This is a genomic window from Marinobacter bohaiensis, assembly GCF_003258515.1.
GTDB lineage: Bacteria > Pseudomonadota > Gammaproteobacteria > Pseudomonadales > Oleiphilaceae > Marinobacter_A > Marinobacter_A bohaiensis.
Map to the genome: position 1 here is coordinate 145,583 of NZ_QGEH01000005.1, position 24,337 is coordinate 169,919.

Sequence of the window (24,337 nt, forward strand, 5' to 3'; positions counted from 1 at the left end):
CCTGAACGGCCGGACCGAAAAGCGTCCCGCGCGGACCGCAGTCCACGCAGGAATTCGAGCGGGATCAGAACGCCTTGCTGACCTGAATGGCCGCGTTCCAGGCGTCCAGCTCGTAGGTGCCATTGTAGCTGGCAGCGCCCGGAGCCGGCTCGTCGTCGACGGTGTATTCCTGCTCGTCCACGTCAACGTCGTCAAACAGCAGCATGCCGGCAGCCACATCCACAGTCCAGCCACTCTGATCGTCTTTCCACTGCGTGCCCAGGGACAGCCAGTGACGGTCGTCAGACGGCACCCGCGCGGTACGGAAGTCCTCGTCCACCGGGGACTGGTCGTAGGCGTAGCCGGTCTTGAAAGCCCAGTGCGGCGTGGCCTGCCAGATGGCACCCACGTTGAACTGCCAGGTGTCGTTCCAGTTCTCAGAGACGTGACCGATGATATCGCTGTCACCGTACTTGGCGGCACCCGACACGGAGGAGATCGCGCCGTTTTCCTCACGGCTGACAACGTCGAGCGCCTCGAAGTCGCTCCACTCGGCCCAGGTGGCACCGGCCAGCAGGGTCACGCTGTCGGTCAGCTTGTGACGGGCACCCAGGGTGACGCTGGCAGGAATGTCGACAGGTACGACGGCGTCTTCCTCGGCCGTGCCGGTGGTAAGCGTGGCGGCATCCGGGAAGTTGGTCAGCGTCGCATCACCCTTCAGTTTCAGGGTGGTGGCGGTACGACCGGTGATACCAAACTGGGTCCGGTCGTTCAGCTCATACAGCAGGCCAACGGTGAAGTTGGTCGCAATGTCGTCGCCTTCCGCCTTGAAGTAGCCGTCAGAAAGAGTCACCGGCATACCCGCGGCCGCCAGCTGCGCTTCGGTTGCACTGTATTCCTGATACTTGGTCAGCTTGCCGTCGGCATACAGGACGTTGAAGCTCACGCCCATGGACAGACCTTCGCCGTTGTTAACGGACAGGGTCGGGCTGAAGGAGATCACGGTGATCTCGGTCTTGTCAGCAAAATAACGACCGGTGAAGTCGTTGTCGTAATCGGCAGCCAGGCCATACGGCGCGTGAATACCGAAGCCTACGTCAACGCGATCGTTGACCTCGTGGGTTACAAAGAAATTGGGCAGTACGGACAGGTCGGCGATGTCGCCGCCTTCGCTACCACTGACCGGCTGGCCTACGGAATCCGTCGCGCTGGTGGAACCGTCCTTGGCTTCTGCATCGATGTCCAGGACCGCCGCACCGAAGGAAATATTGGTGCCGGACAGCTGGCTCATGCCGGCCGGATTGTAGTAGACGGTGGTTGCGTTCTCGGGGTTGGCCGCGGTACCCGCGTTAGCCACACCCATGGCGCTGGCGCTCAGCTCGTTAAGGGAAAAACCGCCCGCAAAGGAAGCCGCCGGGGCGCACAGGATGGTCGCCAGCATGGCGCGTGATAGTGTCTTGTTATAGCTCATGATTGTTATATCTCCGCCGTAAGTCTTGTGACCGGCGGAGTATACAGGGGTGTATGGACTGGCCTCAAATGCTAATTTCATTGATTAGCTTTGCAATTCAATAATATGCCGCCCAGGTTTCATGCCAATTTTAAAAAGAGCGTATGAAAGGGGCGTATGAATAGACCGTATGACTACTGGCCGGAGCGACGCACGGCATGCCTTCGGCACAACCACGGGCTCCGATCCGCGCGGAAGGTGAGACAGAAACAAGAAATGGGAACCGCCAGAAAAGCAGGAAGGAAAACCGGGCGTGGCAGCACCCCGCCACGCCCAGGCAAAGACACTTAATCGTTCTGGATCGAGAGCTTGTCGACAGTGGACGACAGTGCGTCGGAATCGGTGGCATCGGCCCCCAGCTTGATCATCAGACGCAGATCGTTGGCGGAGTCGGCATGCGCCAGGGCGTCTTCGTAGGTGATCGAGCCCTCGGCATAGAGCCGGTACAGCGCCTGGTCGAAGGTCTGCATGCCGCCTTCCGTGGACTTGGACATCAGTTCCTTGAGCTTGTGCACCTCGCCCTTGCGGATCATGTCCTGGGCCAGCGGGCTGTTGATCAGCACTTCGATGACCGCGCGCCGCCCCTTGCCGTCCGGCGTGGGAATCAGCTGCTGGGCCACGATGGCCTTGAGGTTGAGGGACAGGTCCATCCAGATCTGGTTGTGCTGCTCGGGATTGAAGAACTGGATGATCCGGTCCAGCGCCTGGTTGGCGTTGTTGGCGTGCAGGGTGGCCAGGCACAGGTGACCGGTTTCCGCGAACTGCACCGCGTACTCCATGGTCTGCTTGGTCCGCACCTCACCGATCAGGATCACATCCGGCGCCTGCCGCAGGGTGTTCTTCAGGGCGACCTCGAAGCTCTCCGTGTCGATCCCCACCTCGCGCTGGGTGACGATGCAACCCTGGTGCTGGTGGACGAATTCGATCGGGTCCTCGATGGAAATGATGTGGCCCCGGGAGTTGCGGTTGCGGTGGCCGATCATCGCCGCCAGGGATGTAGACTTACCGGTACCGGTGGCCCCCACGAAAATGATCAGGCCGCGCTTGGTCATGGCCAGATCCTTGATGACGTCCGGCAGCGACAGGTCGTCGATCTGCGGGATCTTCACCTCGATGCGACGCAGCACCATGCCGCACAGGTTGCGCTGGAAGAAGGCGCTGACCCGGAAACGGCCGATGCCGCGGGCACTGATGGCGAAGTTGCACTCGTGGGTTTCCTCGAACTCCGCGCGCTGCTTGTCGTTCATCGCGCCGTAGACCAGTTCACGGGTCTGTTCCGGCGTCAGCGCGTTCTTGGTCACCGGCAGCACCTTGCCGTTGACCTTCATGCTGGGCGGCACCCCCGCCGTGATAAAGAGGTCCGATCCCCCCTTCTCCACCATCAGCCGCAGCAGTTTTTCGAATTCCATCAGTTCACCTGTCTTGTTCTGGTTCCCGGCACCGACTCAGCGGTGCGTCAGAAGTTATCCGGCATCTTGGCTTTCGACCGCGCCGCTTCCCGCGTGATCAAACCTTTCTGGAGCATCTTCAGCAGGCACTGGTCCAGGGTCTGCATCCCCAGGGAGCCGCCGGTCTGGATGGCGGAGTACATCTGCGCCACCTTGTCCTCACGGATCAGGTTCCGGATCGCCGAGGTGCCGATCATGATTTCGTGGGCCGCGACACGACCACCGCCCACTTTCTTCATCAGGGCCTGGGACACCACCGCCTGCAGGGATTCGGACAGCATCGAGCGGACCATGGACTTCTCTTCCGCCGGGAACACGTCGACCACCCGGTCGATGGTCTTGGCGGCGGAGGTGGTGTGCAGGGTGCCGAACACCAGGTGACCGGTTTCGGCGGCGGTCAGCGCCAGGCGAATGGTTTCCAGGTCCCGCAGCTCACCGACCAGGATGATGTCCGGGTCTTCCCGCAGGGCCGAACGCAGCGCTTCGTTGAAGCCCAGGGTGTCGCGGTGGACTTCCCGCTGGTTGAGCAGGCACTTTTTGGATTCGTGCACGAATTCGATCGGATCCTCGATGGTGAGGATGTGCTCGTAGCGGGAATCGTTGATGTAGTCGAGCATCGCCGCCAGGGTCGTCGACTTACCGGAACCGGTGGGCCCGGTCACCAGCACCAGACCACGCGGCACGGAGGCGATGTCCTTGAACACCTGCCCCATGCCCAGGTCTTCCATGGTCAGGACCTTGGAGGGGATGGTCCGGAACACGGCGCCGGCGCCGCGATTCTGGTTGAAGGCGTTAACCCGGAAACGGGCGACGCCGGGAACCTCAAAGGAAAAGTCTGTCTCAAGGAATTCTTCGTAGTCCTTACGCTGCTTATCGTTCATGATGTCGTAGATCAGCGAATGGACTTCTTTATGCTCCATGGGGGGCAGGTTGATCCGGCGCACGTCCCCGTCGACACGGATCATGGGAGGCAGCCCGGCAGACAGGTGCAAATCCGACGCGCCCTGTTTCGCCGAGAAGGCCAGGAGTTCAGTAATATCCATCAGAATTCCTCGGAAGGCTTTTTCTTGATTCGTTCGGGTTCTGTATTCTATTTGCCGTTTATCCGCCCGTGCCCTGGCAAGGGCGTGACCGGGGCCAGGGGCGTAACCGGCTAAGCCAACCGCTCAGGGAAAGCGGTCTTCGCGACCCCACGACAGCTCGACCTGTCGTCATCCAGCGCCTTGCGCAAGCCCGGAATGCCAAGCCAGAATTGCGAACAAACGTGCCCAGAAGTTCCAGAGATTCCTTGAATGGCCAGCATAGCAGACAACCTCGGGAGCGTAACCCGACGCATACAAAAAGCAACAATGGCCGCAGGCCGGCCGGAGAGCGGCGTCACGCTGCTCGCCGTCAGCAAGACGCGCCCGCCTGAAGACCTGCGTTCCGCCTATGCGGCGGGACAACGTTGCTTCGGCGAAAACTACCTTCAGGAAGCCCTGGAGAAGGTCGCGGCACTGGCCGACCTGGACAACATCGAGTGGCACTTCATCGGCCCGATCCAGTCCAACAAGACCCGCGACATCGCCGGCCATTTCCACTGGGTGCACAGCGTCGACCGGCTCAAGATCGCCCGGCGGCTCAGCGAGCAGCGCCCCGCGGACAAACCGCCGCTCGATATCTGCCTGCAGGTCAACATCGACGACGAAGCCAGCAAGTCCGGCGTCGCCCTGGCGGACATCGACGCCCTGGCAGCCGACGTACTGGCCCTGCCCAACCTGCGCCTGCGCGGGCTGATGGCCATTCCCGATCCCGACCAGCCGGACGCCGACCTGCGGGCCAGCTTCCGGGCCCTGGCCGACAAACTGGCCGGGCTGCGCCAGGCCCATCCCGATGCCGCCGGCCTGGATACCCTGTCCATGGGCATGAGCGGTGACCTGGAGGCGGCCATTGCCGAGGGGGCCACCCTGGTGCGTGTGGGTACCGCCCTGTTCGGGGCCCGCGCCGCCTGACGGATGAACCTGTTATGATCTCAATCCAATGATCCACCTGACTGACGGAGTTCCAGCGTGAGCAAGACCCAGACGATCGCATTCATCGGGGCCGGTAACATGGCCAGCGCCATCATCGGCGGCATGATCGAGAACGGCTACAGTGCTGACAACATCTGGGTCAGTGCGCCGGAAGACAGCCACCTGCAGGGCCTGCGCACCCGCTTCGGGGTGAGCGTCACCACCGACAACCGGCACTGCGCCCAGCAGGCGGACATCATCGTGCTCGCCGTCAAACCTCAGGTCATGCGCAGCGTCTGCCAGGACATCGCGCCGGTGGTGCAGAACACCCGCCCGCTGATGGTCTCCATCGCCGCGGGGCTGGAATGCGCCACCCTCGACAGCTGGCTCGGCGGAGGCCTGCCGCTGGTGCGGGTCATGCCCAACACCCCGTCACTGGTGGGCAAGGGCGCCGCCGGCCTGTTCGCCACTGACGACGTCAAGGACAAACAGCGTGATGCGGTAACCGCCATCTTCGGCGGCATCGGCGAAGCGGTCTGGGTCGAGGAAGAATCCCTCCTGCATGCCGTCACCGCCCTGTCCGGCAGCGGCCCGGCCTACTGCTTCCTGTTCCTGGAAGCCTTGGAAGAAGCGGCCATCGCCAACGGCCTGGAAGCGGCCACCGCCCGCAAACTGGCCATCCAGACCATGGCCGGCGCCGCCGAGATGGCCGCGCAAGGCAGCGACGAGCCGGCCCAGCTCAAGCGCAACGTCATGTCCCCCGGCGGCACCACCGAACGCGCCATCCAGACCTTCGAGGACGGCGACCTGCGGGCCCTGGTGCAGAAAGCCAGTCAGGCCGCGTTCAAACGCTCGGAGGAGCTGGCGGTCGAACTCAGCAAAGATGACGGCTGATCGCTGGAAAATCCCGACATTCATGCGCATTATTGACGCCGAAACCCCAGTACGGAGCCCCAAATGCTGGCGCAGATCGTAATTACGACGTTACAGATCCTTTCGACTTTCTATCTCACCATCGTGTTGCTGCGCTTCCTGCTGCAACTGGCCCGGGCCGACTTCTACAACCCGATCAGCCAGTTCGTGGTCAAGGCCACCAACCCGCCACTGCGACCGCTGCGCCGGATCATTCCGGGCTGGGGTGGCGTGGACGGCGCCGCCCTGGTGTTGGCCGTCCTGATCCAGATGCTCACGTTCTTCCTGATCCTGATCGCCCTGAGCGGCGGCGTCCCCTCCTTCAACCCGGTGACGCTGCTGGCGTGGTCGGCGGTGACCGTGCTGGGACTGATCGTCAAGATCTACTTCTGGTCGGTGCTGGCCATCGTCATCATCAGCTGGATTGCCCCCGGCAGCCCGCATCCGGCCATCCAGTTGATCGGCCAGCTCACTGAGCCGGTGATGCGCCCGGTGCGTAACGTCATGCCGGCTGTCGGCGGCCTGGACCTGTCACCGATCGTGGTATTCCTGCTGCTCAACGTGGTCTCGATCGTGATCGAATACATGGCCCGCGGCGTTGGCCTGGGGAACATCGGCGTCGCCCTCTGATGCGCGCCATGGCCGAGGGGCGATCCGCCCCTCGGCCTGTTACAAAATGACGCAATTTTCTACACACCGAAACCCACCTCCAGCCTCCTGATTTTCCGAAGTTTCTCCAGGCGCCGCCAATATCCTGACGCAAATCAGTTGCTTGACAGCCCACAGGACCTCGGCCCGATCTTTCCCAATCGCCTACCATCGCTACAATAGACCGGAAATGTCGTAACCCGACAAATACGGAAAAATCAAGACAAAAGAAAAGGTCCGACCGGTTACCGGCGGGCTAAAGGAACTGACCGAGCGCAAAAGGCTGGCCCGATGCACGCAACAGGAAGCTTGTCCCACCAGGTGGAGGCCTACCACGCCTGGAAGAAGGAACTGATCCGACAGATCTCCCGCTACCGTCTCTGGCTGCAGGACAACGACCTGTTTTCGGACGACGTCAGCCAGCGCATCCGGCGCGGTCTGGAACTGCTGATCGAGGACGAACTGACCATCGCCTTCGTCGGCGAGTATTCCCGGGGCAAGACCGAGCTGATCAACGCCCTGTTTTTCTCGGAGTACGGCCAGCGCATCCTGCCCTCCCAGGCCGGCCGCACCACCATGTGCCCGACCGAACTGTTCTACGACCGCAGCGAGGGCAAGGACTACCTGTTGCTGCTGCCCATCGAGACCCGCCGCGAAGACATCTCCCTGCAGCAGCTGCGCAAGCGCCAGGACCGCTGGCAGCGCATCGAGCTGGATTCCAGTTCCCCCGACGCCATGCGCGAAGCGCTGGCCCAGGTGGCGCAGGTCAAGAGCGTGACTCCGGGCGAGGCCCGCGATCTGGGCTTCGAAGAGAACATGCTGGAGCACGACCGCAAGCGCCCCGGCTACGTGCTGGTTCCGGCCTGGCGTAACGCCCAGATCAGCATTCGCCATCCGCTGTTCGAACGCGGGCTGCGCATCCTCGACACCCCGGGCCTGAACGCCCTGGGCTCCGAGCCCGAGCTGACCATCAGCATGCTGCCCAATGCCCACGCGGTGATTTTCCTGCTCAGCGCCGACACCGGCGTCACCGCCAGCGACATGACCATCTGGAAGGAGCACATCGCCACCGAAGATGCCGACCACCGCGCCGGCCGCTTCGCCGTGCTCAACAAGATCGACGTACTCTGGGACGACCTGCAGGGCCCCGAGCACACCGAGGCGTCCATCACCCGGGTGCGCGAGTACACCGCCGATCACCTCAACATCCGGCCCGAGGATGTGATCCCGGTCTCCGCCAAGCAGGGCCTGCTGGCCCGCGTGCAGAAAAACGACGCCCTGTTCGAGCGCAGCTGCCTGCCGGATCTGGAAAAACTGATCATCCACCGCATCCTGATGCATAAGGAAGCGCTGATCACCCAGAGCCTGATCAACGACCTGCTGGGCATGCTGCAGAACAGCCAGGCCGCCATGCAGATCCGCCTCGACGCCCTGCGCGAGGAGCTGGAGGCCTGCAGCGAAACCCACACCGACAAGGAAGCGCTCAAGCGCCTGGCCGACCGAGCCCAGACCGACTACGACTTCTATTACAAGAAGCTGATCACCCTGCGCTCCAGCCGCCGGCTGATGCAGTCCCAGGGCGACATGCTCAAGGACCTGGTGCGCGAGGAGCGCTTCGAGGGCTACGTCGAGAAAGTCCGCCAGTTGCTCAACAAGAGCTGGACCACCGCCGGCATGAACCGGGCGATGAACCATTTCTTCGAGCTGCTGGAGAACGACTTCAACAACCTGCTGGCCGAAGGCCACCTGGCCGAGAAGATGGTGGACTCCATCTACCGGCGCTACAACGAAGATACCCGCGCGCGGCACCTGGAGCCGATTCCCCTGCGCGCCGGGCGCCATGTGATCGCCATCCGCGAGCTGCGCAAGAAAGCGGACCGCTTCCGCCTCAACCCGAAGAACATGCTGACCGAACAGACCCTGCTGATCCGGCGCTTCTTCAACGTCATGGTCAGCGAGGCCCGCACCCTGCACAACCGGGTCCGCGCCGACGTGGAACGCTGGCCGCAGGAGGCCCTGCTGCCGATCATGCAGTACTCCATGGAACAGAAGCAGCTGCTGGAACACCAGATCCGCCGGGTACGCGACTCGGTCCGCAACGAGCGCACCCTGAAAGAGGAACGTCAGCGGTTGAACGACAGCATCGCCGACCTGCAGCGCCAACTGGAACTGGCCGACAGCATGCATCGCCAGATTCGCAAGCCGGCACCGACGCTGATCCAGCAAAAAGTGGTCAACCTGTCCGGCATCGCCTGACGCACCACGGCCCGGGGCGCCATGCCCCGGGCGAAGACAGCGCCCGCCTCCAGTTGCAGCGCCTGCCCCCCACCTTTAAACTGCTTCGCTGGCCGGCATTTGCGCGCCGATCGGCCACCGGTGTCGCCCAGACTACCGCCTTCAGGAAACCGCCGGCCGGGAAAACGGCCATTCAGGATCGTTCAGGATAAGATAAAGAGTCTCGATGCCCGATTCGCTGCCACCCGATTCCGTGGGCCTGGTTGAACCCCAGACCCTGCATTTCCCGGAGCCACTGACGCTCGCCTGTGGCCAGACCCTGCCAGAGTATGACCTGGTGGTGGAAACCTATGGTGAGCTGAACGCCGACGCCAGCAACGCGGTGCTCATCTGCCACGCCCTGAGCGGCCATCACCACGCCGCCGGCTACCACAGCAGCGACGAACGCAAACCCGGCTGGTGGGACAGCTGCATCGGCCCGGGCAAGCCCATCGACACCGATCGTTTCTTCGTAGTCAGTCTCAACAACCTGGGCGGCTGTCACGGCAGCACCGGCCCCAACTCGACCAACCCGGAAACCGGCCGCTGCTACGGCCCGGATTTCCCGGTGGTCACGGTGCGCGACTGGGTCGACAGCCAGGCGCGTCTGGCCGACCGCCTGGGCATCCAGCAGTGGGCCGCCGTCGTCGGCGGTTCGCTGGGCGGCATGCAGGCGTTGCAATGGAGCCTGAGCTACCCGGATCGCCTGCGCCATGCGGTGGCCATCGCCTCGACACCGCGCCTGACCGCGCAGAACATCGCCTTCAACGAAGTGGCCCGCAAGGCCATCACCTCCGACCCGGACTTCCACGAGGGCCGCTACGCCGACCACGACACAACCCCGCGCCGCGGGCTGATGCTGGCGCGCATGGTGGGGCATATCACCTACCTGTCGGACGCCTCCATGGGCGAGAAATTCGGGCGCGAGCTGCGCGAGGAAGCCCAGAAATTCGGTTACGACGCCGAGTTCCAGGTGGAAAGCTACCTGCGCTACCAGGGTGAGCGCTTCTCCGAGACCTTCGACGCCAACACCTACCTGCTGATGACCCGGGCCCTGGACTACTTCGATCCGGCCCGCGAGTTCGACAACGATCTGGCCAAGGCGCTGCAGCACGCCCGCTGCCAGTTCCTGGTGCTGTCGTTCAGCACCGACTGGCGCTTTACCCCGGAACGCTCCGAAGAGCTGGTCAAAGCCATGATCGCCGCCCGCTGCCGGGTCAGCTACGCCGAGATCGACGCACCCTGGGGCCACGACGCCTTCCTGATCCCGACGCCGCGCTACATGGACACCTTCACAGCCTACATGGACCGAGTCGCCCGGGAGGTCAGCGCATGAGAGCCGATCTGGAAATCATCGAAAAGTGGATCCAGCCGGAAAGCCACGTGCTCGACCTGGGCTGCGGCGACGGTACCCTGCTGGACTACCTGCAGCGCGAGAAGAACGCCAGCGGGTTCGGCCTGGAAATCAATCCCGACCACATCACCACCTGCATGGGCCGGGGTGTGAGCGTGATCGAGCAGGACCTGGACAACCAGGGGCTGGGCAACTTCCAGGACCAGAGTTTCGACGTGGTGCTGATGACCCAGGCCCTGCAGGCCGTGCGCCGGCCGGACGTGGTGCTGGACGAGATGCTGCGTCTGGGTCGTGAGTGCATCGTCACCTTCCCCAACTTCGCCTACTGGCGCCTGCGCTGGTACCTGATGCGCCGTGGTCGCATGCCCGAGTCCGAGACCCTGCCATACAAGTGGTACAACACGCCCAATATCCATCTGTGCACCTTCAATGACTTCGAGACGCTCTGCTATCGTAAGAACATCCGGATTCTCAACCGCACCGTAGTGGACAGTGAACACCGCTACCGCTGGTTCAACCGGCTCTGGCCCAACATGCTCGGGCAAATCGCGATCTACCGGATTACCCGCTAGGAGCGCTCTAATGAAGACCGGCATCGTGTTCCGCCTCCCCCTGCTCGCCGCCCTGGCGATGCTGCTGAGCCTGGCCGCGCCGGTCCAGGCGGCCCAGTTCGTGCAGTTCGGCGACTACCAGGTGCACTACAGCGTCTTTCCCAGCAGTCTGCTGACGCCGGAGGTGGCCGCCCAGTACAACATCGTGCGCAGCAAGTCGATTGGCGTGGTCAACGTCAGCATCCTCAAGGAAGGCGACCACGGCCGGCTCAAGCCGGTGTCCGGTCAGGTGGAAGGCCAGGTGGTGAACGATATCCAGCAACAGCGCATCCTGGGTTTCCGGCGCATCAACGAAGGCAACGCCATCTATTACATCGCCGAGTTCCAGTTCATCGACGGCGAACTGCTGACCTTCGAACTGGAAGCGAATGCCCCTGGCGCTCCCGACACCATGCCCGTGCGGGTCGCCCAAACCCTGCTCAACGACTGAGGTTCCATGACGCAACAACGACTGGTCCTGGCCAGCAACAACGCCGGCAAGATCCGTGAACTGGGCGACCTGCTCGCGCCGCTCGACTGGACGGTCGAGGCCCAGGGCGCATTGGGTGTCCCGGAAGCCGAAGAGCCGGCGGTGACCTTCGTCGAGAATGCCCTGCTCAAGGCCCGCAACGCCGCCCACCACACCGGCCTGCCCGCCCTGGCGGACGATTCCGGCCTGGCCGTGGACGCCCTCGGCGGCGCCCCGGGCGTGCGCTCGGCCCGTTACGCCGGCGCCGACGCCAGTGACCAGGACAACATCGACCGCCTGCTGGCCGATCTCACGGACGTGCCCGAAAAGCAGCGCGGCGCCCAGTTCCACTGCGTGCTGGTCTACCTGCGCCACGCCGACGATCCGACGCCGCTGATCTGCCACGGCATCTGGCCTGGCCGCATCCTGGCCGAACAACGCGGCGTCGGCGGCTTTGGTTACGACCCGGTGTTCTGGGCACCCGAGACCGGCTGCAGCGCCGCCGAGCTGGACCGCAGCGAGAAAGGACGCATCAGTCACCGCGGCCGCGCCCTCAACCAGCTGATGGAACAGCTCCGCGCGCAAGCCCGACCATGACCGTTCCGGCCGCCACAGGCCCATTGCCGCCACTGAGCCTCTACGTGCACGTCCCCTGGTGCGTGCGCAAATGCCCCTACTGCGACTTCAACTCCCACGCCACCCGGGGAGAGATTCCCGAGGACGCCTACCTGGACGCGCTGCTGGAGGATCTGGAGGCGGACCTGCCCGGCGTCCAGGGCCGGCCTATTGAGACGGTGTTCATCGGCGGCGGCACGCCCTCGCTGCTGTCCGGTGATTTCTACGCGCGGCTGTTCGAACGCCTGTCCCATCACCTGGATTTCGCCGCCGACGCCGAGATCACTCTGGAAGCCAACCCCGGCACCCTGGAGCAGGGGCGTTTCCAGGCCTTCCGACGCGCCGGTATCAACCGGTTGTCGCTGGGCATCCAGAGTTTCGATCCGGGCCAACTGCAGACCCTGGGGCGTATTCACGATGCCGACGCCGCCCGGGCCGCCATTACCGCCGCTCGCGAGGCTGGCTTCGATAACTTCAACCTGGACCTGATGCACGGCCTGCCGGGCCAGAGCATCGACCAGGCTATGGCCGATCTGGACGCGGCCCTGGCATGGCAGCCGCCGCACCTGTCCTGGTACCAGTTGACCCTGGAGCCCAACACCGAGTTCTACAGTCGCCCGCCGGACCTGCCGGACGACGACGTCCTGTGGGATATCTACTGCGCCGGGCGCGACAAGCTGGAAGCTCACGGCTTTCGCAGCTACGAAATTTCCGCCTGGAGCCAGCCGGGGCGCCGGGCCCGCCACAACCTCAACTACTGGGAGTTCGGTGATTACCTGGCCCTCGGCGCCGGCGCCCATGGCAAGGTCACCTTCGCCGACACCGGCGAGATCCGCCGCTACTGGAAGACCCGACAGCCGGACGCCTACCTCAACCGGCTGGGCAGCCGCACCGCCGGCCAACAGGGCATCGCACGGGAAGACCAGCCGCTGGAGTTCATGATGAACGCCCTGCGCCTGCTCGACGGGGTGCCGGAGGACATGTTCGTGCAACGAACGGGTTTACCAGTGCGTGAGATTGCTGCGATACTCGAAACCCTGCGCTCCGAGGGCCTGCTGGAGCCGCACCGGCTTCAGGCCACCCCTCTGGGACAGCGCTATCTCAACAGTATCCTGGAGCGATTTCTGTCATGAGTGAAGCCACCCTGCCGCCGGTCCCGCCCACGCTCAAGCGGCTGATCTTCGCCACCCTCGGCCTTCTGGTCATCCTGCTGTTGATCAATCTCCCCCTGCTCACGCCGCAAGCACCGCAGGGCATCATCAGCCTGCAGTTGGCCGCCACCGCCGAACAGTCGGCGCAGATCGTCCAAAGCTGGGGTGAGAACAGCGGCTGGGCGATGGCCTCGCTGCTGCTGGATATCCCGTTTGCGGTGATTTACGTGCTGATGCTGCTGGCGCTGACCCGTTACCTGATGAGCGACCGGCCGGGCATTCGCGAACGTCAGTTGGGTCGCTGGGTACGGGGCCTGTTCGTGACCGCAGGGGCCTGCGATCTGGGCGAGAATGTGTGTCTGCTGGGCAACCTGTCAGAGCCGGCGGATGCGGTCAGCCTGACCGCCACCCTGCTCGCCATGGCCAAGTTCACGGCGCTGATGCTGGGGGTGGCGGGTCTGGTGATCGTGCGCGCCTCACGCCGCCACCCGCTGAGCCACTGATCCGGCCGGCCTGGCGCCGGCCGTCGCATCAGTTGGTGCGCCGGAACAGCAGGTCCCAGACGCCGTGTCCGCGGTTCATGCCGCGCTGCTCGAACTTGGTCAGCGGGCGCTCCTTGGGGCGCGGCGCAAAGCCACCCTCGGGCATGGTATTGGCGAAGCCTTCCGACGCGCTCATCACTTCCATCATATGTTCGCTGTAGTTCTCCCAGTCGGTGGCCAGATGGAAGATGCCACCCACCCGCAACTTGTGGCGGATGCGCTGGACGAACTCTGGCTGCACCAGACGACGCTTGTGGTGACGTTTCTTGTGCCAGGGATCGGGGAAAAACAGCATGACCCGGTCCAGGGACGCGTCCGGCAGGCACAGATCGATGACGTCGTTGGCGTCAATGTTGTAGACCCGTACGTTGTCCAGACCGCGCGTCTCGACTTCCTTCAACAGGGCGCCTACGCCGGCGGTGTGCACTTCCACGCCAATGAAATCCTGCTCCGGCGCGGCTTCCGCCATCGTGGCCAGTGACTGGCCCATGCCGAAACCGATTTCCAGGTTGAGCACCGCTTCCCGGCCGAACACTTCGCGCGGGTCGATCATGCCGTCTTCCCGGGTCAGGCCGTACTTGGGCCAACTGCGGTCGTAGGCCTTTTTCTGGCCTTCGGTCATCCGCCCCTGACGCAGCACGAAGCTGCGGATACCACGGCGCGTGGTGACCGGCTCATCACTGTGATCGGTGGTTTGCCTGTCTTTGTCGTCGGTCATTGGGGTCTCTCGTTCTGAATCGGTCTCTGGGGCGGTACGCGCCGCTGCGGCGCCCGCGCCTTATGCTGCGAAGTGTACCAGAGCTTACGCAGGGTGTGCGGAATGGACCACCGCACAGTCGCCGGCGAAAATAAGGACTATCCTGTTAAAACCACCGACTGTGAGGCTCAGGGAGACACTGACGCCATGGCTGCCCCACACAAGGTTACGGTTTTCTTCGACGAGCGGGTGCTGGCGCATGCACCGGACTCCGACCTGTCGTTCGTGCCGGGGCGGATGGACCGTCGGATCCGGCAGATCCTGTCCGGACTGAGCGTACCCTGGCGCTATCCCGAGCATCCCGGGCGGCTCACCAGCATCCTGCAATTCCTCGACGCCAATCCTGTCGACGGCGTGCATTTCGCGCACGGCGCCAAGGCCACCGCGGAACAACTGGGCCGCGTGCACACCACCGGCTACCTCGACGCCCTGTACCACCTGCGCGGCCAGAATGCCTGGCTCGACGTCGACACCACGGCGGTCTCTCCCGGCAGTATCGACGCCGCGGAGGTGGCCGCAGGCACCGCCATTGCCGCGGTCGAGAGCGTGCTGACCGGTGCCACGGAAAGCGCTTTTGCCCTGGTCCGCCCGCCCGGCCATCACGCCGAGTCGGTGCGCGCCCGGGGCTTCTGTCTGTTCAACAACGTCGCCGTGGCGGCCGCCCATGCCCTCGCCGCGCTGGGCTGCGAAAGGGTGCTGATCGTCGACTGGGACGCCCACCACGGCAACGGCACCCAACAGATTTTCTGGGCTGATCCGGATGTGCTCTTCTTCGACCTGCACCGGGCCTCGCCCTTCTACCCGGGATCCGGCCAGATGAACGAGGTGGGCGCCGGCCTGGGCGAAGGCACCACCGTCAACGTGCCCCTGCCCGCCGGTACCGGCGATGCCGCCTACCTGAAAGCCATCGACGAGATCCTGGTGCCCGCGGCGGACTGGTTCCGGCCCGACCTGGTGCTGGTGTCCGCCGGCTTCGATCCACACTGGATGGATCTGGCGCTGAACGTGTCCTACGAGGGCTTCGGCGCCATGGCCGGCGCCATCCAGTCCATCGCCCGCAAGCACTGCGGAGGGCGCCTGGCGCTGGTTCTGGAGGGCGGCTACAACCTGGAGTCCCTGCCCCGGGGCGTACATGCGGTGCTGGAGGTGCTGGCCGGCGGGCCGGTGCCGCAACCGGGCGTCTGCGGCTTCGCCGAAGTGGAAGCCGCAGCCCGCTTCCATCGCGACGCCTTCATTGCGCCCGACGCGGAGTGATCCGAACCGGGATCGTCAGAGCGTGGCGACGGGCGCACCGGCCTGGCGCCGGTCCAGCTTGCGGTAGCCCAGCGCTTCCACCAGGTGCGTCTGCTGCAGCTCCGCTTCGCCGGCCAGGTCCGCCAGGGTGCGCGCCACCCGCAGGATCCGGTGCAATGCGCGGGCCGACAGCCCCAGCCGCTCCATGGCCTGGGCCAGCAGCTGTTCACCGGCCTCCCCCGGACGGCAGTATCGGTCCAGGGCGTCACCGCTCAGGTCGGCGTTGAGCACACCGCGCTCGGCCTGCAACGCCCGGGCACGCAGCACCCGATCGCGCACGCCGCGGCTGTCGTCGGCCGACTGGTCCTGGCGCAACAGGGTCTGGCCGTCCTGAACCGGCACTTCCACATGCAGATCGAACCGGTCCAGCAGCGGGCCGGACAGACGCGACTGGTAGCGGGTCACCTGTTGCGGGCTGCACTGGCATTCGATGCTGGGATGGCCGCGGTAGCCGCAGGGGCACGGGTTCATCGCGGCGACCACCTGGAAACGGGCCGGATAGGTGACCTGCTGGGCGGCGCGGGAAATGACAATCTCACCGGATTCCATGGGCTCGCGCAGCACTTCCAGCACCTTGCGATCGAACTCCGGCAGCTCGTCCATGAACAGCACGCCACGGTGGGCCAGGGAAATCTCGCCGGGACGCGGGCTGCTGCCCCCACCCACCAGCGCCACGGCGGAGGCCGTGTGGTGCGGCGAGCGATAAGGCGGCCGGCGCCAGCTGCCCGGCTCCACCGACTCCCCCGCCACCGAACGCACGCTGGCGACTTCCAGCGCCGCCTCGTCCGTCAGCGGCGGCAGGATACCCGGCATGCGGCTGGCCAGCATGCTCTTGCCGGTGCCGGGCGGGCCGAACAGCAACAGGTTGTGCCCGCCGGCCGCCGCCACTTCCAACGCCCGCTTGGGCACGTGCTGGCCGCGCACATCGCGCAGGTCAGGCCAGCCTTCATCCAGCGGAGGTTCCGGCGTGCGGGTCAGCGGCGGCAGGCGCTCTTCGCCGCACAGGTGCGCCACCACCTGCAGCAGGTGATCGGCGGCGAGCACGTCGTCGGCCGCCGCCAGCGCAGCTTCCTCGGCATTTTCCCGGGGGACGAGCAACTGGCGTCCGGACGCCCGCGCCGCCATGACCGCCGGCAGCACACCGCGCACCGGGCGCAGGGTCCCATCCAGCGCCAGTTCACCGACGCATTCCAGGCGCTCCAGCGTTTCCGCCGGAATCTGGCCCGACGCGGCCAGGATGCCCAGGGCAATGGGCAGGTCGAAGCGCCCGCCTTCCTTGGGCAGATCGGCCGGGGCCAGGTTGATGGTGATGCGGCGGGTGGGGAATTCGAAACCGGCGTTCATCAGGGCGCTGCGCACGCGGTCTTTACTTTCGCGGACCGCGGTTTCCGGTAACCCGACGATGGAAAGCGACGGCAGGCCATTGGAGAGGTGGATTTCGACCGTGACGGCCGGCGCGGAAACGCCCAGGCGGGCGCGCGTGTGAACGATCGCAAGCATGACAACCTTCCCTGGTTCGGGCCGGACACGGGGCATCCGGCAACTGCATGGACGGCGACGCGGCGTCCTGCCGCGCGGGTATCAGCCGTCGGTCTTATCGGTGGCCAGACGCTGCTCCATCTCCGCCACCTGTTTCTCGAGGGCCTCGACTTTTTCCCGGGTGCGCTGCAGGACGGCCTGCTGGGCGTCGAACTCTTCCCGGGTCACGAGGTCCAGGCGATTGAGGACCGACAGAACCGTGGCCCGGGCGTGCTGTTCGAAGTCGTCCTTCGCGGCACGCGCCATATCCGGAACGAACTGGCCAAACTGGCCCTGGAGCTGTGACAGAAAATCCTGTGGTCTTTTCAACGTAATCCTCGCGGGTCCCAAGGCATGGTCGGAAAAGTGTACCATAATCGGGGTGATACAAGGCTGATCCAGCACGCACCGAAATGGCGCACCAATCCGGTTCGTTACGGAACAGTGCGCACCAGACTGATGCAACACTGTGACCCAATTCGGGGCCAGCCTTGATTAATTCACTGTTTTACCGGGTATTTTTTGCGTTGGCACACGCGATGCTTAATGCCTCGTACGCAATCCGCACACACTGTGTGCGAGGTGGCAGCATCCCGAGCTCAAACCAAACCCATAGAACAAGTTTGAGACGGAATTACCAAGGAGACAGCAATGAAACTTGTGACAGCGATCATCAAGCCTTTCAAGCTGGACGACGTCCGCGAGGCATTGTCCGAGATTGGCGTACAGGGCGTGACCGTCACTGAAGTCAAAGGCTTCGGGCGGCAAAAGGGGCACACCGAGCTGTATCGGGGTGCGGAATACGTGGTCGACTTCCTGCCCAAAGTGAAGGTGGAAGTGGCTATTGGCGACAACCTGCTCGACCAGGTCATCGAGTCCATCACCAAGGCAGCCAACACCGGCAAGATCGGTGACGGCAAGATCTTCGTGACCGAACTGGAGCAGGCGATCCGGATCCGGACCGGCGAGACCGGCGAAGAAGCCGTCTAAGACCACCGAATCCAACAACAACGCCAACGCAAATACCCAACTCACTCCTGAAGAGCCTTGTGCGGAGGGCTTCACATGGAAAACGAAATTTTCCAACTGCAGTACGCTATAGACACCTTTTATTTCCTGATTTGCGGCGCATTAGTCATGTGGATGGCTGCCGGTTTCGCCATGCTCGAGTCCGGTCTGGTCCGCGCCAAGAACACCACTGAGATTCTCACCAAGAACGTCGCGCTCTACGCGATTGCCTGCACCATGTACATGGTCTGCGGTTACGCCATCATGTACGGCGGCAACGTGTTCCTGTCCGGCATGGGCAGCGTCGATGTCGCTGGCGTTCTGGGCGATTTCGCCGGCCGTGAAGGCGGCTTCGAGGGTGGCTCCATCTACTCCGGCGCGTCCGACTTCTTCTTCCAGGTGGTCTTCGTCGCCACAGCCATGTCCATCGTTTCCGGTGCCGTGGCCGAGCGCATGAAGCTCTGGGCATTCCTGATCTTCGCGGTCGTCATGACTGGCTTCATCTACCCGCTGGAAGGCTCCTGGACCTGGGGCGGTGCTGCTGTCTTCGGCATGTACAGCCTGGGCGACCTGGGCTTCAGCGACTTCGCCGGCTCCGGCATCGTGCACATGGCCGGTGCGGCGGCCGCCCTGGCGGGTGTCCTGCTGCTGGGCGCGCGTAAAGGCAAGTACGGCCCGAACGGCGAAATCCGCGCCTTCCCGGGTGCCAACCTGCCGCTGGCCACACTGGGTACCTTCATCCTGTGGATGGGCTGGTTCGGCTTCAACGGCGGTTCCGTCCTGAAGCTGGGCGATATCGCCAGCGCACACTCGGTCGCCATGGTCTTCCTGAACACCAACGCGGCGGCTGCCGGCGGCGGTATCGCGGCGCTGATCACCGCGCGTCTGATGTTCGGCAAAGCCGACCTGACCATGCTGCTGAACGGCGCCCTGGCGGGCCTGGTGGTCATCACCGCTGAGCCGTCCACCCCGAGCGCCCTGACCGCCACCATCTTCGGTGCCCTGGGCGGTATCCTGGTGGTCTTCAGCATCGTGACCCTGGACAAGCTGCGCATCGACGATCCGGTCGGCGCCATCTCCGTCCACGGCGTGTGCGGTCTGCTGGGTCTGCTGCTGGTACCGGCCACCAACGGCGGCGTCAGCCTGAGCGGCCAGATCATCGGCGCCATCACCATCTTCGTCTGGGTCTTCGTAGCCAGCCTGATTGTCTGGGGCATCCTCAAGGCGGTCATGGGTCTGCGAGTTTCCGAGGAAGAAGAGTACGAGGGCGTGGATCTGTCCGAGTGCGGTATGGAAGCCTATCCGGAGTTCCTGAGCGCCAAGTAAGCGTTCTCTCCGGTAGCAACGAGAAAGGCGCCCTGCGGGGCGCCTTTTTTGTGGGCCGGTGCTTTCCAGACATCACGCGCGATCGGCTTAGCCGGTCGCCGACTTGCACGGCTGACTGTCCGCCTGCTGGAGAAAGAAATTGAGCTCCAGCTCCGCTTCCAGCTCATTCTCATACGGCCCCTTGACGATCCCTTCCCGGGTCTCGAAGAACCATTCCCCGTTGACGAAACTGAACCGCTCACAGCGGAACCAGTTCTTTTCCGGCTCTCCCTGTCTTACCACCATTTTGCCCTCCTGACTCGAATCGGTGTCACTGCCAGATGATGGGCATGCCTTGCCAGACGATGGCGACCTTATACCACCCGGTCCGGCACAACCAAGGATGCGAAAAGTGAGAAAGACCTCACACTCATTAGCGTAGGAGATTGGGAGACAGCGGAGAGACCGATTTCGATGAAACGGGGGAACGCTTAGTGCGAAAAGGCATGTCCGCCGGCCCGGGCAACCGGGCCGGCGGGGCGGGTTCAGTCTTCGAGGATATCCCGCATGAACTGGGGCTGGGCCAGGGCCGCGTGGTGGATCGCTTCGTTGTAGTAACGGGTCACGAAGGGCCGCTCGGCCGCGTCTTCCTCACGGAAGTAGTGCAGCGGGTTTTCCTTGCTGGCCATGGTGCAGCTCCACCAGCCTGTGGGGTACACCGGCTGCGGGAACGGCAGGGTGACGACGTGGTCCAGGCCGGCTTTCTTCATGTCGGCGTGGATGTCCTTGATGATGGTATCGGCATGCAGCAGGGGCGACTCGCTCTGCTGCACGATGAGGCCGCCTTCGCGCAGCGCCAGCATGCAGTCCCGGTAGAAATCCAGCGCGAACAGGCCTTCCGCCGGACCGACCGGATCGGTGCTGTCGATGATGATCAGGTCGATGCTGTCCGGGTCAGCGTCGCGGATCCACTGGATGCCGTCACCGAAGAAGAAGTTGGCGCGCGGGTCTTCGTTGGACTCACACAGTTCCGGGAAATACTTCTCCGACATACGGGTCACCCGCTCGTCGATTTCCACCTGCCAGGCTTCCTCCACGTCCGGGTGTTTGAGCACTTCACGCAGGGTGCCGCAATCGCCGCCACCGACGACCACGACCTTGCGCGGGGCTTTGTGGGTGAACAGCGCCGGATGGGTCATCATCTCGTGGTAGAGGAAGTTGTCGCGGCTGGTGAGCATCACGCAGCCGTCCAGCACCATCAGGTTGCCGAAGGTTTCGGTTTCGTAGATTTCCAGCTTCTGGTAAGGGGTCTGCTCCTCGTGGAGCTTGCTTTTGACCTGGAGCGAGAACGCCGTACCCTGGTCCTGGAAGACTTCGGTAAACCATCCTTCATTCAGTGCCGACATCGTTTCACTCCTTCTGACCGGTGGATTCTCTTGCGTGCCGGAAGCGTCGGGCTCTCCCGGCCGGATCTGCAGGCGATTCTAGAGGCTCATTGTCCCGCGCAGAAGCATAAAAATACAGGTATTTGCCGAAGTCGGCCGCGCCTCGCGCTTCCCGCTCCGGCCCGCCATTCTTTACAATGACGGCCCCATTCAAGGATTGACGCCACCATGACAGACAACACCGGCAGCAAGGCCCACCAGGTCTACAACACCGCCCACTGGGGCGAAGGCTACATCGACATCGACGCCGCCGGCGACGTGCTGATGCGCCCGGACCGGGGTCACAGCGGCGCCGCCATCAACCTGCCCCGACTCACCCGGGAACTGCAGGATCAGGGCGTGCAGTTGCCGGTGCTGGTGCGTTTCGGCGACATCCTGCACGATCGCGTCAATCGCCTGTGCGAGGCGTTCAACCGGACCGCGCAGGACAAGGGCTACCAGGGCCGTTACACCGCCGTCTATCCGATCAAGGTGAACCAGCAGCGCCACGTTGTCGAGGCCATCACCCAGGCGGAGCCCGCCGCCAGCCAGGGCCAGATCGGCCTGGAAGCCGGCAGCAAGCCGGAGCTGATGGCGGTGCTGGCGCTGTCCCGCCAGCCGGGGTCGGTGATCGTCTGCAACGGCTACAAGGACCGCGAGTACATCCGCCTGGCGCTGATCGGCCAGAAGCTGGGGCACCGGGTCTTTATCGTGGTGGAGAAACAGTCGGAGCTGCCGGAAATCCTGGAAGAGGCCCGCACCCTCGGCGTGCAGCCGCTGATCGGCGTACGCGCGCGGCTGGCCAGCATCGGCAAGGGCAACTGGCAGAACACCGGCGGCGAGAAGTCCAAGTTCGGGCTGTCCGCCAGCCAGGTGCTGGACGTGATCGACCAGCTCAAGGCCGCCGACGCCCTGGACAGCCTGCAACTGCTGCACTTCCACCTGGGTTCACAGATCGCCAACATCCGCGACATCCAGACCGGCCTGAAAGAGTGCGCCCGCTTCTACAGCGAACTGCGCCAGCTGGGCGCGCCCATCGGCACCGTCGACATCGGCGGCGGCCTGGGCGTGGACTACGAAGGCACCCGCTCGCGCAGCGCCTGCTCGATCAACTACAGCATGGACGAGTACGCCTACAACGTGATCCACACCCTGCAGGCGGAGTGCGACCAGGCCGGCATTCCCCACCCCGACCTGATCAGCGAGTCCGGACGCGCCCTGACCGCCCATCACGCGGTGCTGATCACCAACGTGATCGATCGGGAAGCGCCCGCCTCGCCGACGCCGTCCGAACCCGCGGCCGACGCGCCGGGCCCGCTGCATGACCTGTGGCGCGACTACACCAGCCTGCAGCAGAGCGCACCGCGCCGCTCGCAGGTGGAGATCTACCACGACGTGGTGCACGCCATCAGCGACGTGCACACGCTGTTCGCCCACGGGCTGCTGTCCCTGAGCCACCGCGCCGAGGCGGAACAGCTCTACACCGCCTGCTGCCGCCGCCTGCAGAGCCAACTGGACGCCGGCAACCGCGCCCACCGGGAGATCATCGACGAGCTCAACGAGAAGCTGGCCGAAAAGCTGTTCATCAACTTCTCCCTGTTCCAGTCCCTGCCGGACGTGTGGGGCATCGACCAGATCTTCCCGGTGCTGCCGATCAGCGGCCTGAACCAGCCGCTGAACCGGCGCGCCGTGATCCAGGACATCACCTGCGACTCCGACGGCCGCATCGACCGCTACGTGGATGGCCAGGGCGTGGAAACCACCCTGCCCCTGCCCGCCGACGACGGCCAGCCGATGCTGATGGGCTTTTTCATGACCGGCGCCTACCAGGAAATCCTGGGGGACATGCACAACCTGTTCGGCGACACCAACTCGGTGGACGTCACCCACGCCGACGACGGCCGCTACCAGGTGCGTCACCGGGTCGAGGGCGATACCGTGGCCAAGATCCTGCGCTACGTGAACTTCGATCCGGACACCCTGCGCGACGCCTATCGCCGCAAGTTCGGCGCCAGCGACCTGCCCACCGCCGAGCGGGAGACCCTGATCGGCGAACTGCTGCAGGGCCTGGAAGGCTACACCTACCTGGAAGACTGATCCCGGCCCGCGCTCGCGGGCCGGACTGTTCGCCCCTCGCTCACCCATTTGTCATCGACCGGTGATCCAGCGTCCAGCCGGGCGCGTAAATCGGTCAACTGACAAATTCATGGCGAGCACATAGAATGATCACAACTACACGTTCGAACGCAGCCACGACAGGGGACCGCTCAGTGTCCACGCCCAACCCCGGCTCCAGCCGTGCCGAAGGTCGCAAGGATCCCTGGAGCCCATTGCTGGAAAAGGTCGGCAAATCCCAGGATCGGGAAGCCTACCGCGCCCTGTTCGAGCACTTCGGCCCGCAGATCAAGTACTACGCCATGGCCAACGGGCTCGCCGGTCAGGCCGAGGAACTGGTGCAGGAAGTGTTCGTCTCCATCTGGCGCCGCTCCTGCCTGTATGACTGGCGCAAGGCCGCCGCCTCCACCTGGATTTTCACCATTGCCCGGAACCAGCGCATCGACATGCTGCGCAAGATGCAACGCTCGCGGGCGGAAATGACCGTGGAAACCGAGGACCTCTGGCAGATCCCCGGCGATGACGAGAACGAACCGGTCACCTCCCTGCACCGCATCATGTCAGAGCGCCGCATCCGTGATTCGCTCCAGCATCTGCCGGAAGAACAGATCACCGTGATCGCCAAAGTTTACATGGAAAACAAGTCGCACCAGGTGGTCGCCGACGAACTCCAGATTCCGCTCGGCACCGTCAAGAGCCGGGTCCGACTTGCCCTGAACAAGCTCAAGGTCATTTTGCAGGACGAGAACGCATGAGCCAGCATCATCCTGACAGTCACACCCTGATGGAATTCAGCGCCGGGAACCTGAGTGACCCGCACGCGCTGTGCATTCGTCTCCATCTGGATCAGTGCCCGCACTGTCGCAGCCGCGTGGATACGCTCGACAGCCTGGGTGCGGTGATGATGGAGGAACAGAGCCGGGTCGACGTCTCCGTCGACGCGTTCGACCGGATCATGTCGCGGATCGACGACGAGCCGGCGTCGATACCCGAGCCCAGGATACCGCGCGGCAATCCGCTCGAACGCCTGCTGGGCGAGGACCTGAACCACCTGCCCTGGAAGCGCCAACTGGCCGACGTCAGCGTGCTGGACATTACCGACCTGTTTCCCGGCCAGCCGGAGAAGGTGGTGCTGCAGAAACTCAACGCCGGCGGCAAGGCACCGGCCCACACCCATCGCGGCGTGGAAACCACCATCGTGCTGCAAGGCGCCTTCACCGATCACAAGGGGGTGTTCAAGCAGTGGGACTTCGTGGTCCTGGACCAGCACGACGAGCACCGCCCGGTGGCCCTGGAAGGGGACGACTGCATCACCCTGTCGGTGCTCAGCGCGCCGCTGAAACTGACCGGAACCTTCACCCGTCTGCTCAACCCGTTTATTCGCTGAGAAGCGATCTGCGTCCTTCCTGAATAACTCGCTTGCCCCGGTCCCTT

At 64.1% G+C, this 24,337-nt stretch carries 24 protein-coding genes; 16 read left to right on the plus strand and 8 right to left on the minus strand.

Features of this window, described 5'->3' with window-relative positions; all coding sequences use genetic code 11:
* Positions 1-64 precede the first annotated feature (64 nt).
* From DKK67_RS18870 to DKK67_RS18880, 3 genes are all read right to left on the minus strand, one after another.
* Entirely contained in the window at positions 65-1,450 is a 1,386-nt protein-coding gene (locus tag DKK67_RS18870) for an OmpP1/FadL family transporter (protein ID WP_111498073.1), read from the minus strand.
* Positions 1,451-1,776: 326 nt separating this feature from the next.
* Positions 1,777-2,898, minus strand: coding sequence for a PilT/PilU family type 4a pilus ATPase (locus DKK67_RS18875; protein WP_111498074.1), 1,122 nt, complete (start codon positions 2,896-2,898; stop codon positions 1,777-1,779).
* A 47-nt stretch (positions 2,899-2,945) separates the two neighbouring features.
* Positions 2,946-3,980, minus strand: coding sequence for a type IV pilus twitching motility protein PilT (locus DKK67_RS18880; RefSeq protein ID WP_111498075.1), 1,035 nt, complete (start codon positions 3,978-3,980; stop codon positions 2,946-2,948).
* Between the two features lie 249 nt (positions 3,981-4,229).
* Between DKK67_RS18880 and DKK67_RS18885 the strand changes: the two genes are divergently transcribed.
* The 10 genes from DKK67_RS18885 (at position 4,230) to DKK67_RS18930 (ending at position 13,444) form a co-directional block, all read left to right on the plus strand.
* On the plus strand, positions 4,230-4,928 hold the full coding sequence (locus DKK67_RS18885) for a YggS family pyridoxal phosphate-dependent enzyme (protein ID WP_111498076.1): 699 nt from the start codon (positions 4,230-4,232) through the stop codon (positions 4,926-4,928).
* Between the two features lie 57 nt (positions 4,929-4,985).
* Positions 4,986-5,822, plus strand: coding sequence for a pyrroline-5-carboxylate reductase (proC, locus tag DKK67_RS18890; protein ID WP_111498077.1), 837 nt, complete (start codon positions 4,986-4,988; stop codon positions 5,820-5,822).
* Between the two features lie 63 nt (positions 5,823-5,885).
* On the plus strand, positions 5,886-6,470 hold the full coding sequence (locus DKK67_RS18895; RefSeq protein ID WP_111498078.1) for a YggT family protein: 585 nt from the start codon (positions 5,886-5,888) through the stop codon (positions 6,468-6,470).
* A 309-nt stretch (positions 6,471-6,779) separates the two neighbouring features.
* Entirely contained in the window at positions 6,780-8,744 is a 1,965-nt protein-coding gene (locus DKK67_RS18900) for a dynamin family protein (protein ID WP_111498079.1), read from the plus strand.
* 205 nt (positions 8,745-8,949) lie between these two features.
* Entirely contained in the window at positions 8,950-10,098 is a 1,149-nt protein-coding gene (metX, locus tag DKK67_RS18905; protein ID WP_111498080.1) for a homoserine O-succinyltransferase MetX, read from the plus strand.
* Positions 10,095-10,688, plus strand: coding sequence for a methionine biosynthesis protein MetW (gene metW / locus DKK67_RS18910; RefSeq protein ID WP_111498081.1), 594 nt, complete (start codon positions 10,095-10,097; stop codon positions 10,686-10,688). Before metX ends, metW begins: the two co-directional genes overlap by 4 nt.
* A 10-nt stretch (positions 10,689-10,698) precedes the next feature.
* A complete protein-coding gene (locus tag DKK67_RS18915; RefSeq protein ID WP_111498082.1) occupies positions 10,699-11,157 on the plus strand; it encodes a DUF4426 domain-containing protein in 459 nt (152 codons plus the stop codon).
* A gap of 6 nt (positions 11,158-11,163) precedes the next feature.
* Positions 11,164-11,772, plus strand: coding sequence for an RdgB/HAM1 family non-canonical purine NTP pyrophosphatase (gene rdgB, locus DKK67_RS18920; protein ID WP_111498083.1), 609 nt, complete (start codon positions 11,164-11,166; stop codon positions 11,770-11,772).
* The gene (gene hemW, locus DKK67_RS18925) at positions 11,769-12,923 is read left to right on the plus strand and encodes a radical SAM family heme chaperone HemW (protein WP_111498084.1); all 1,155 of its coding nucleotides are present in this window, start codon (positions 11,769-11,771) and stop codon (positions 12,921-12,923) included. Before rdgB ends, hemW begins: the two co-directional genes overlap by 4 nt.
* Entirely contained in the window at positions 12,920-13,444 is a 525-nt protein-coding gene (locus DKK67_RS18930; RefSeq protein WP_111498085.1) for a hypothetical protein, read from the plus strand. Before hemW ends, DKK67_RS18930 begins: the two co-directional genes overlap by 4 nt.
* Before the next feature lie 28 nt (positions 13,445-13,472).
* On the opposite strand, the gene trmB is transcribed toward DKK67_RS18930, so the two are convergent.
* Positions 13,473-14,201: a tRNA (guanosine(46)-N7)-methyltransferase TrmB gene (gene trmB, locus DKK67_RS18935; RefSeq protein ID WP_111498086.1), complete on the minus strand. Its 729-nt coding sequence runs from the start codon at positions 14,199-14,201 to the stop codon at positions 13,473-13,475.
* Positions 14,202-14,387: 186 nt separating this feature from the next.
* Here trmB and DKK67_RS18940 point away from each other — a divergent pair, with 186 nt between their 5' ends.
* Positions 14,388-15,494: a histone deacetylase family protein gene (locus DKK67_RS18940; protein WP_111498087.1), complete on the plus strand. Its 1,107-nt coding sequence runs from the start codon at positions 14,388-14,390 to the stop codon at positions 15,492-15,494.
* A gap of 15 nt (positions 15,495-15,509) precedes the next feature.
* Here DKK67_RS18940 and DKK67_RS18945 read toward each other — a convergent pair whose 3' ends face one another.
* Positions 15,510-17,033: a YifB family Mg chelatase-like AAA ATPase gene (locus tag DKK67_RS18945; protein ID WP_111498088.1), complete on the minus strand. Its 1,524-nt coding sequence runs from the start codon at positions 17,031-17,033 to the stop codon at positions 15,510-15,512.
* 81 nt (positions 17,034-17,114) lie between these two features.
* Complete coding sequence (locus tag DKK67_RS18950) at positions 17,115-17,381, minus strand: accessory factor UbiK family protein (protein WP_111498089.1); 267 nt, start codon at positions 17,379-17,381, stop codon at positions 17,115-17,117.
* Between the two features lie 321 nt (positions 17,382-17,702).
* Here DKK67_RS18950 and glnK point away from each other — a divergent pair, with 321 nt between their 5' ends.
* Together glnK and DKK67_RS18960 are read left to right on the plus strand one after the other, a co-directional pair.
* Positions 17,703-18,041, plus strand: coding sequence for a P-II family nitrogen regulator (gene glnK / locus DKK67_RS18955; protein ID WP_004578958.1), 339 nt, complete (start codon positions 17,703-17,705; stop codon positions 18,039-18,041).
* A gap of 75 nt (positions 18,042-18,116) precedes the next feature.
* Positions 18,117-19,385, plus strand: coding sequence for an ammonium transporter (locus tag DKK67_RS18960; RefSeq protein WP_111498090.1), 1,269 nt, complete (start codon positions 18,117-18,119; stop codon positions 19,383-19,385).
* An 87-nt stretch (positions 19,386-19,472) separates the two neighbouring features.
* On the opposite strand, the gene DKK67_RS18965 is transcribed toward DKK67_RS18960, so the two are convergent.
* Together DKK67_RS18965 and speE are read right to left on the minus strand one after the other, a co-directional pair.
* Positions 19,473-19,670 carry a DUF6316 family protein gene (locus DKK67_RS18965; protein ID WP_111498091.1) on the minus strand — a complete coding sequence of 66 codons (198 nt, stop codon included), beginning with the start codon at positions 19,668-19,670 and terminating at the stop codon, positions 19,473-19,475.
* A 239-nt stretch (positions 19,671-19,909) separates the two neighbouring features.
* Positions 19,910-20,770: a polyamine aminopropyltransferase gene (gene speE, locus DKK67_RS18970; RefSeq protein ID WP_111498092.1), complete on the minus strand. Its 861-nt coding sequence runs from the start codon at positions 20,768-20,770 to the stop codon at positions 19,910-19,912.
* A 207-nt stretch (positions 20,771-20,977) separates the two neighbouring features.
* Here speE and speA point away from each other — a divergent pair, with 207 nt between their 5' ends.
* The 3 genes from speA to DKK67_RS18985 all read left to right on the plus strand — a co-directional run bounded on the left by speA (position 20,978) and on the right by DKK67_RS18985 (position 24,290).
* Positions 20,978-22,885: a biosynthetic arginine decarboxylase gene (speA, locus tag DKK67_RS18975; protein WP_111498093.1), complete on the plus strand. Its 1,908-nt coding sequence runs from the start codon at positions 20,978-20,980 to the stop codon at positions 22,883-22,885.
* Positions 22,886-23,010: 125 nt separating this feature from the next.
* Positions 23,011-23,658 (plus strand): sigma-70 family RNA polymerase sigma factor, encoded by a 648-nt coding sequence (locus DKK67_RS18980; protein ID WP_111498094.1) that lies wholly within the window; start codon positions 23,011-23,013, stop codon positions 23,656-23,658.
* Positions 23,655-24,290 (plus strand): ChrR family anti-sigma-E factor, encoded by a 636-nt coding sequence (locus DKK67_RS18985; RefSeq protein ID WP_111498095.1) that lies wholly within the window; start codon positions 23,655-23,657, stop codon positions 24,288-24,290. The genes DKK67_RS18980 and DKK67_RS18985 overlap by 4 nt, the downstream gene beginning before the upstream one ends.
* The last annotated feature ends 47 nt before the right edge of the window (positions 24,291-24,337 follow it).

Coding starts and splice junctions, on each gene's coding strand:
- glnK (WP_004578958.1), top strand. CDS start 17,703: ATGAAACTTGTGACAGCGATCATCAAGCCTTTCAAGCTGGACGACGTC.
- DKK67_RS18940 (WP_111498087.1), top strand. CDS start 14,388: ATGGCTGCCCCACACAAGGTTACGGTTTTCTTCGACGAGCGGGTGCTG.
- trmB (WP_111498086.1), bottom strand. CDS start 14,201: ATGACCGACGACAAAGACAGGCAAACCACCGATCACAGTGATGAGCCG.
- DKK67_RS18880 (WP_111498075.1), bottom strand. CDS start 3,980: ATGGATATTACTGAACTCCTGGCCTTCTCGGCGAAACAGGGCGCGTCG.
- DKK67_RS18885 (WP_111498076.1), top strand. CDS start 4,230: ATGGCCAGCATAGCAGACAACCTCGGGAGCGTAACCCGACGCATACAA.
- metW (WP_111498081.1), top strand. CDS start 10,095: ATGAGAGCCGATCTGGAAATCATCGAAAAGTGGATCCAGCCGGAAAGC.
- DKK67_RS18915 (WP_111498082.1), top strand. CDS start 10,699: ATGAAGACCGGCATCGTGTTCCGCCTCCCCCTGCTCGCCGCCCTGGCG.
- DKK67_RS18900 (WP_111498079.1), top strand. CDS start 6,780: ATGCACGCAACAGGAAGCTTGTCCCACCAGGTGGAGGCCTACCACGCC.
- DKK67_RS18980 (WP_111498094.1), top strand. CDS start 23,011: ATGATCACAACTACACGTTCGAACGCAGCCACGACAGGGGACCGCTCA.
- DKK67_RS18960 (WP_111498090.1), top strand. CDS start 18,117: ATGGAAAACGAAATTTTCCAACTGCAGTACGCTATAGACACCTTTTAT.
- rdgB (WP_111498083.1), top strand. CDS start 11,164: ATGACGCAACAACGACTGGTCCTGGCCAGCAACAACGCCGGCAAGATC.
- DKK67_RS18930 (WP_111498085.1), top strand. CDS start 12,920: ATGAGTGAAGCCACCCTGCCGCCGGTCCCGCCCACGCTCAAGCGGCTG.
- DKK67_RS18875 (WP_111498074.1), bottom strand. CDS start 2,898: ATGGAATTCGAAAAACTGCTGCGGCTGATGGTGGAGAAGGGGGGATCG.
- DKK67_RS18870 (WP_111498073.1), bottom strand. CDS start 1,450: ATGAGCTATAACAAGACACTATCACGCGCCATGCTGGCGACCATCCTG.
- speA (WP_111498093.1), top strand. CDS start 20,978: ATGACAGACAACACCGGCAGCAAGGCCCACCAGGTCTACAACACCGCC.
- metX (WP_111498080.1), top strand. CDS start 8,950: ATGCCCGATTCGCTGCCACCCGATTCCGTGGGCCTGGTTGAACCCCAG.
- speE (WP_111498092.1), bottom strand. CDS start 20,770: ATGTCGGCACTGAATGAAGGATGGTTTACCGAAGTCTTCCAGGACCAG.
- DKK67_RS18985 (WP_111498095.1), top strand. CDS start 23,655: ATGAGCCAGCATCATCCTGACAGTCACACCCTGATGGAATTCAGCGCC.
- DKK67_RS18945 (WP_111498088.1), bottom strand. CDS start 17,033: ATGCTTGCGATCGTTCACACGCGCGCCCGCCTGGGCGTTTCCGCGCCG.
- DKK67_RS18895 (WP_111498078.1), top strand. CDS start 5,886: ATGCTGGCGCAGATCGTAATTACGACGTTACAGATCCTTTCGACTTTC.
- DKK67_RS18965 (WP_111498091.1), bottom strand. CDS start 19,670: ATGGTGGTAAGACAGGGAGAGCCGGAAAAGAACTGGTTCCGCTGTGAG.
- hemW (WP_111498084.1), top strand. CDS start 11,769: ATGACCGTTCCGGCCGCCACAGGCCCATTGCCGCCACTGAGCCTCTAC.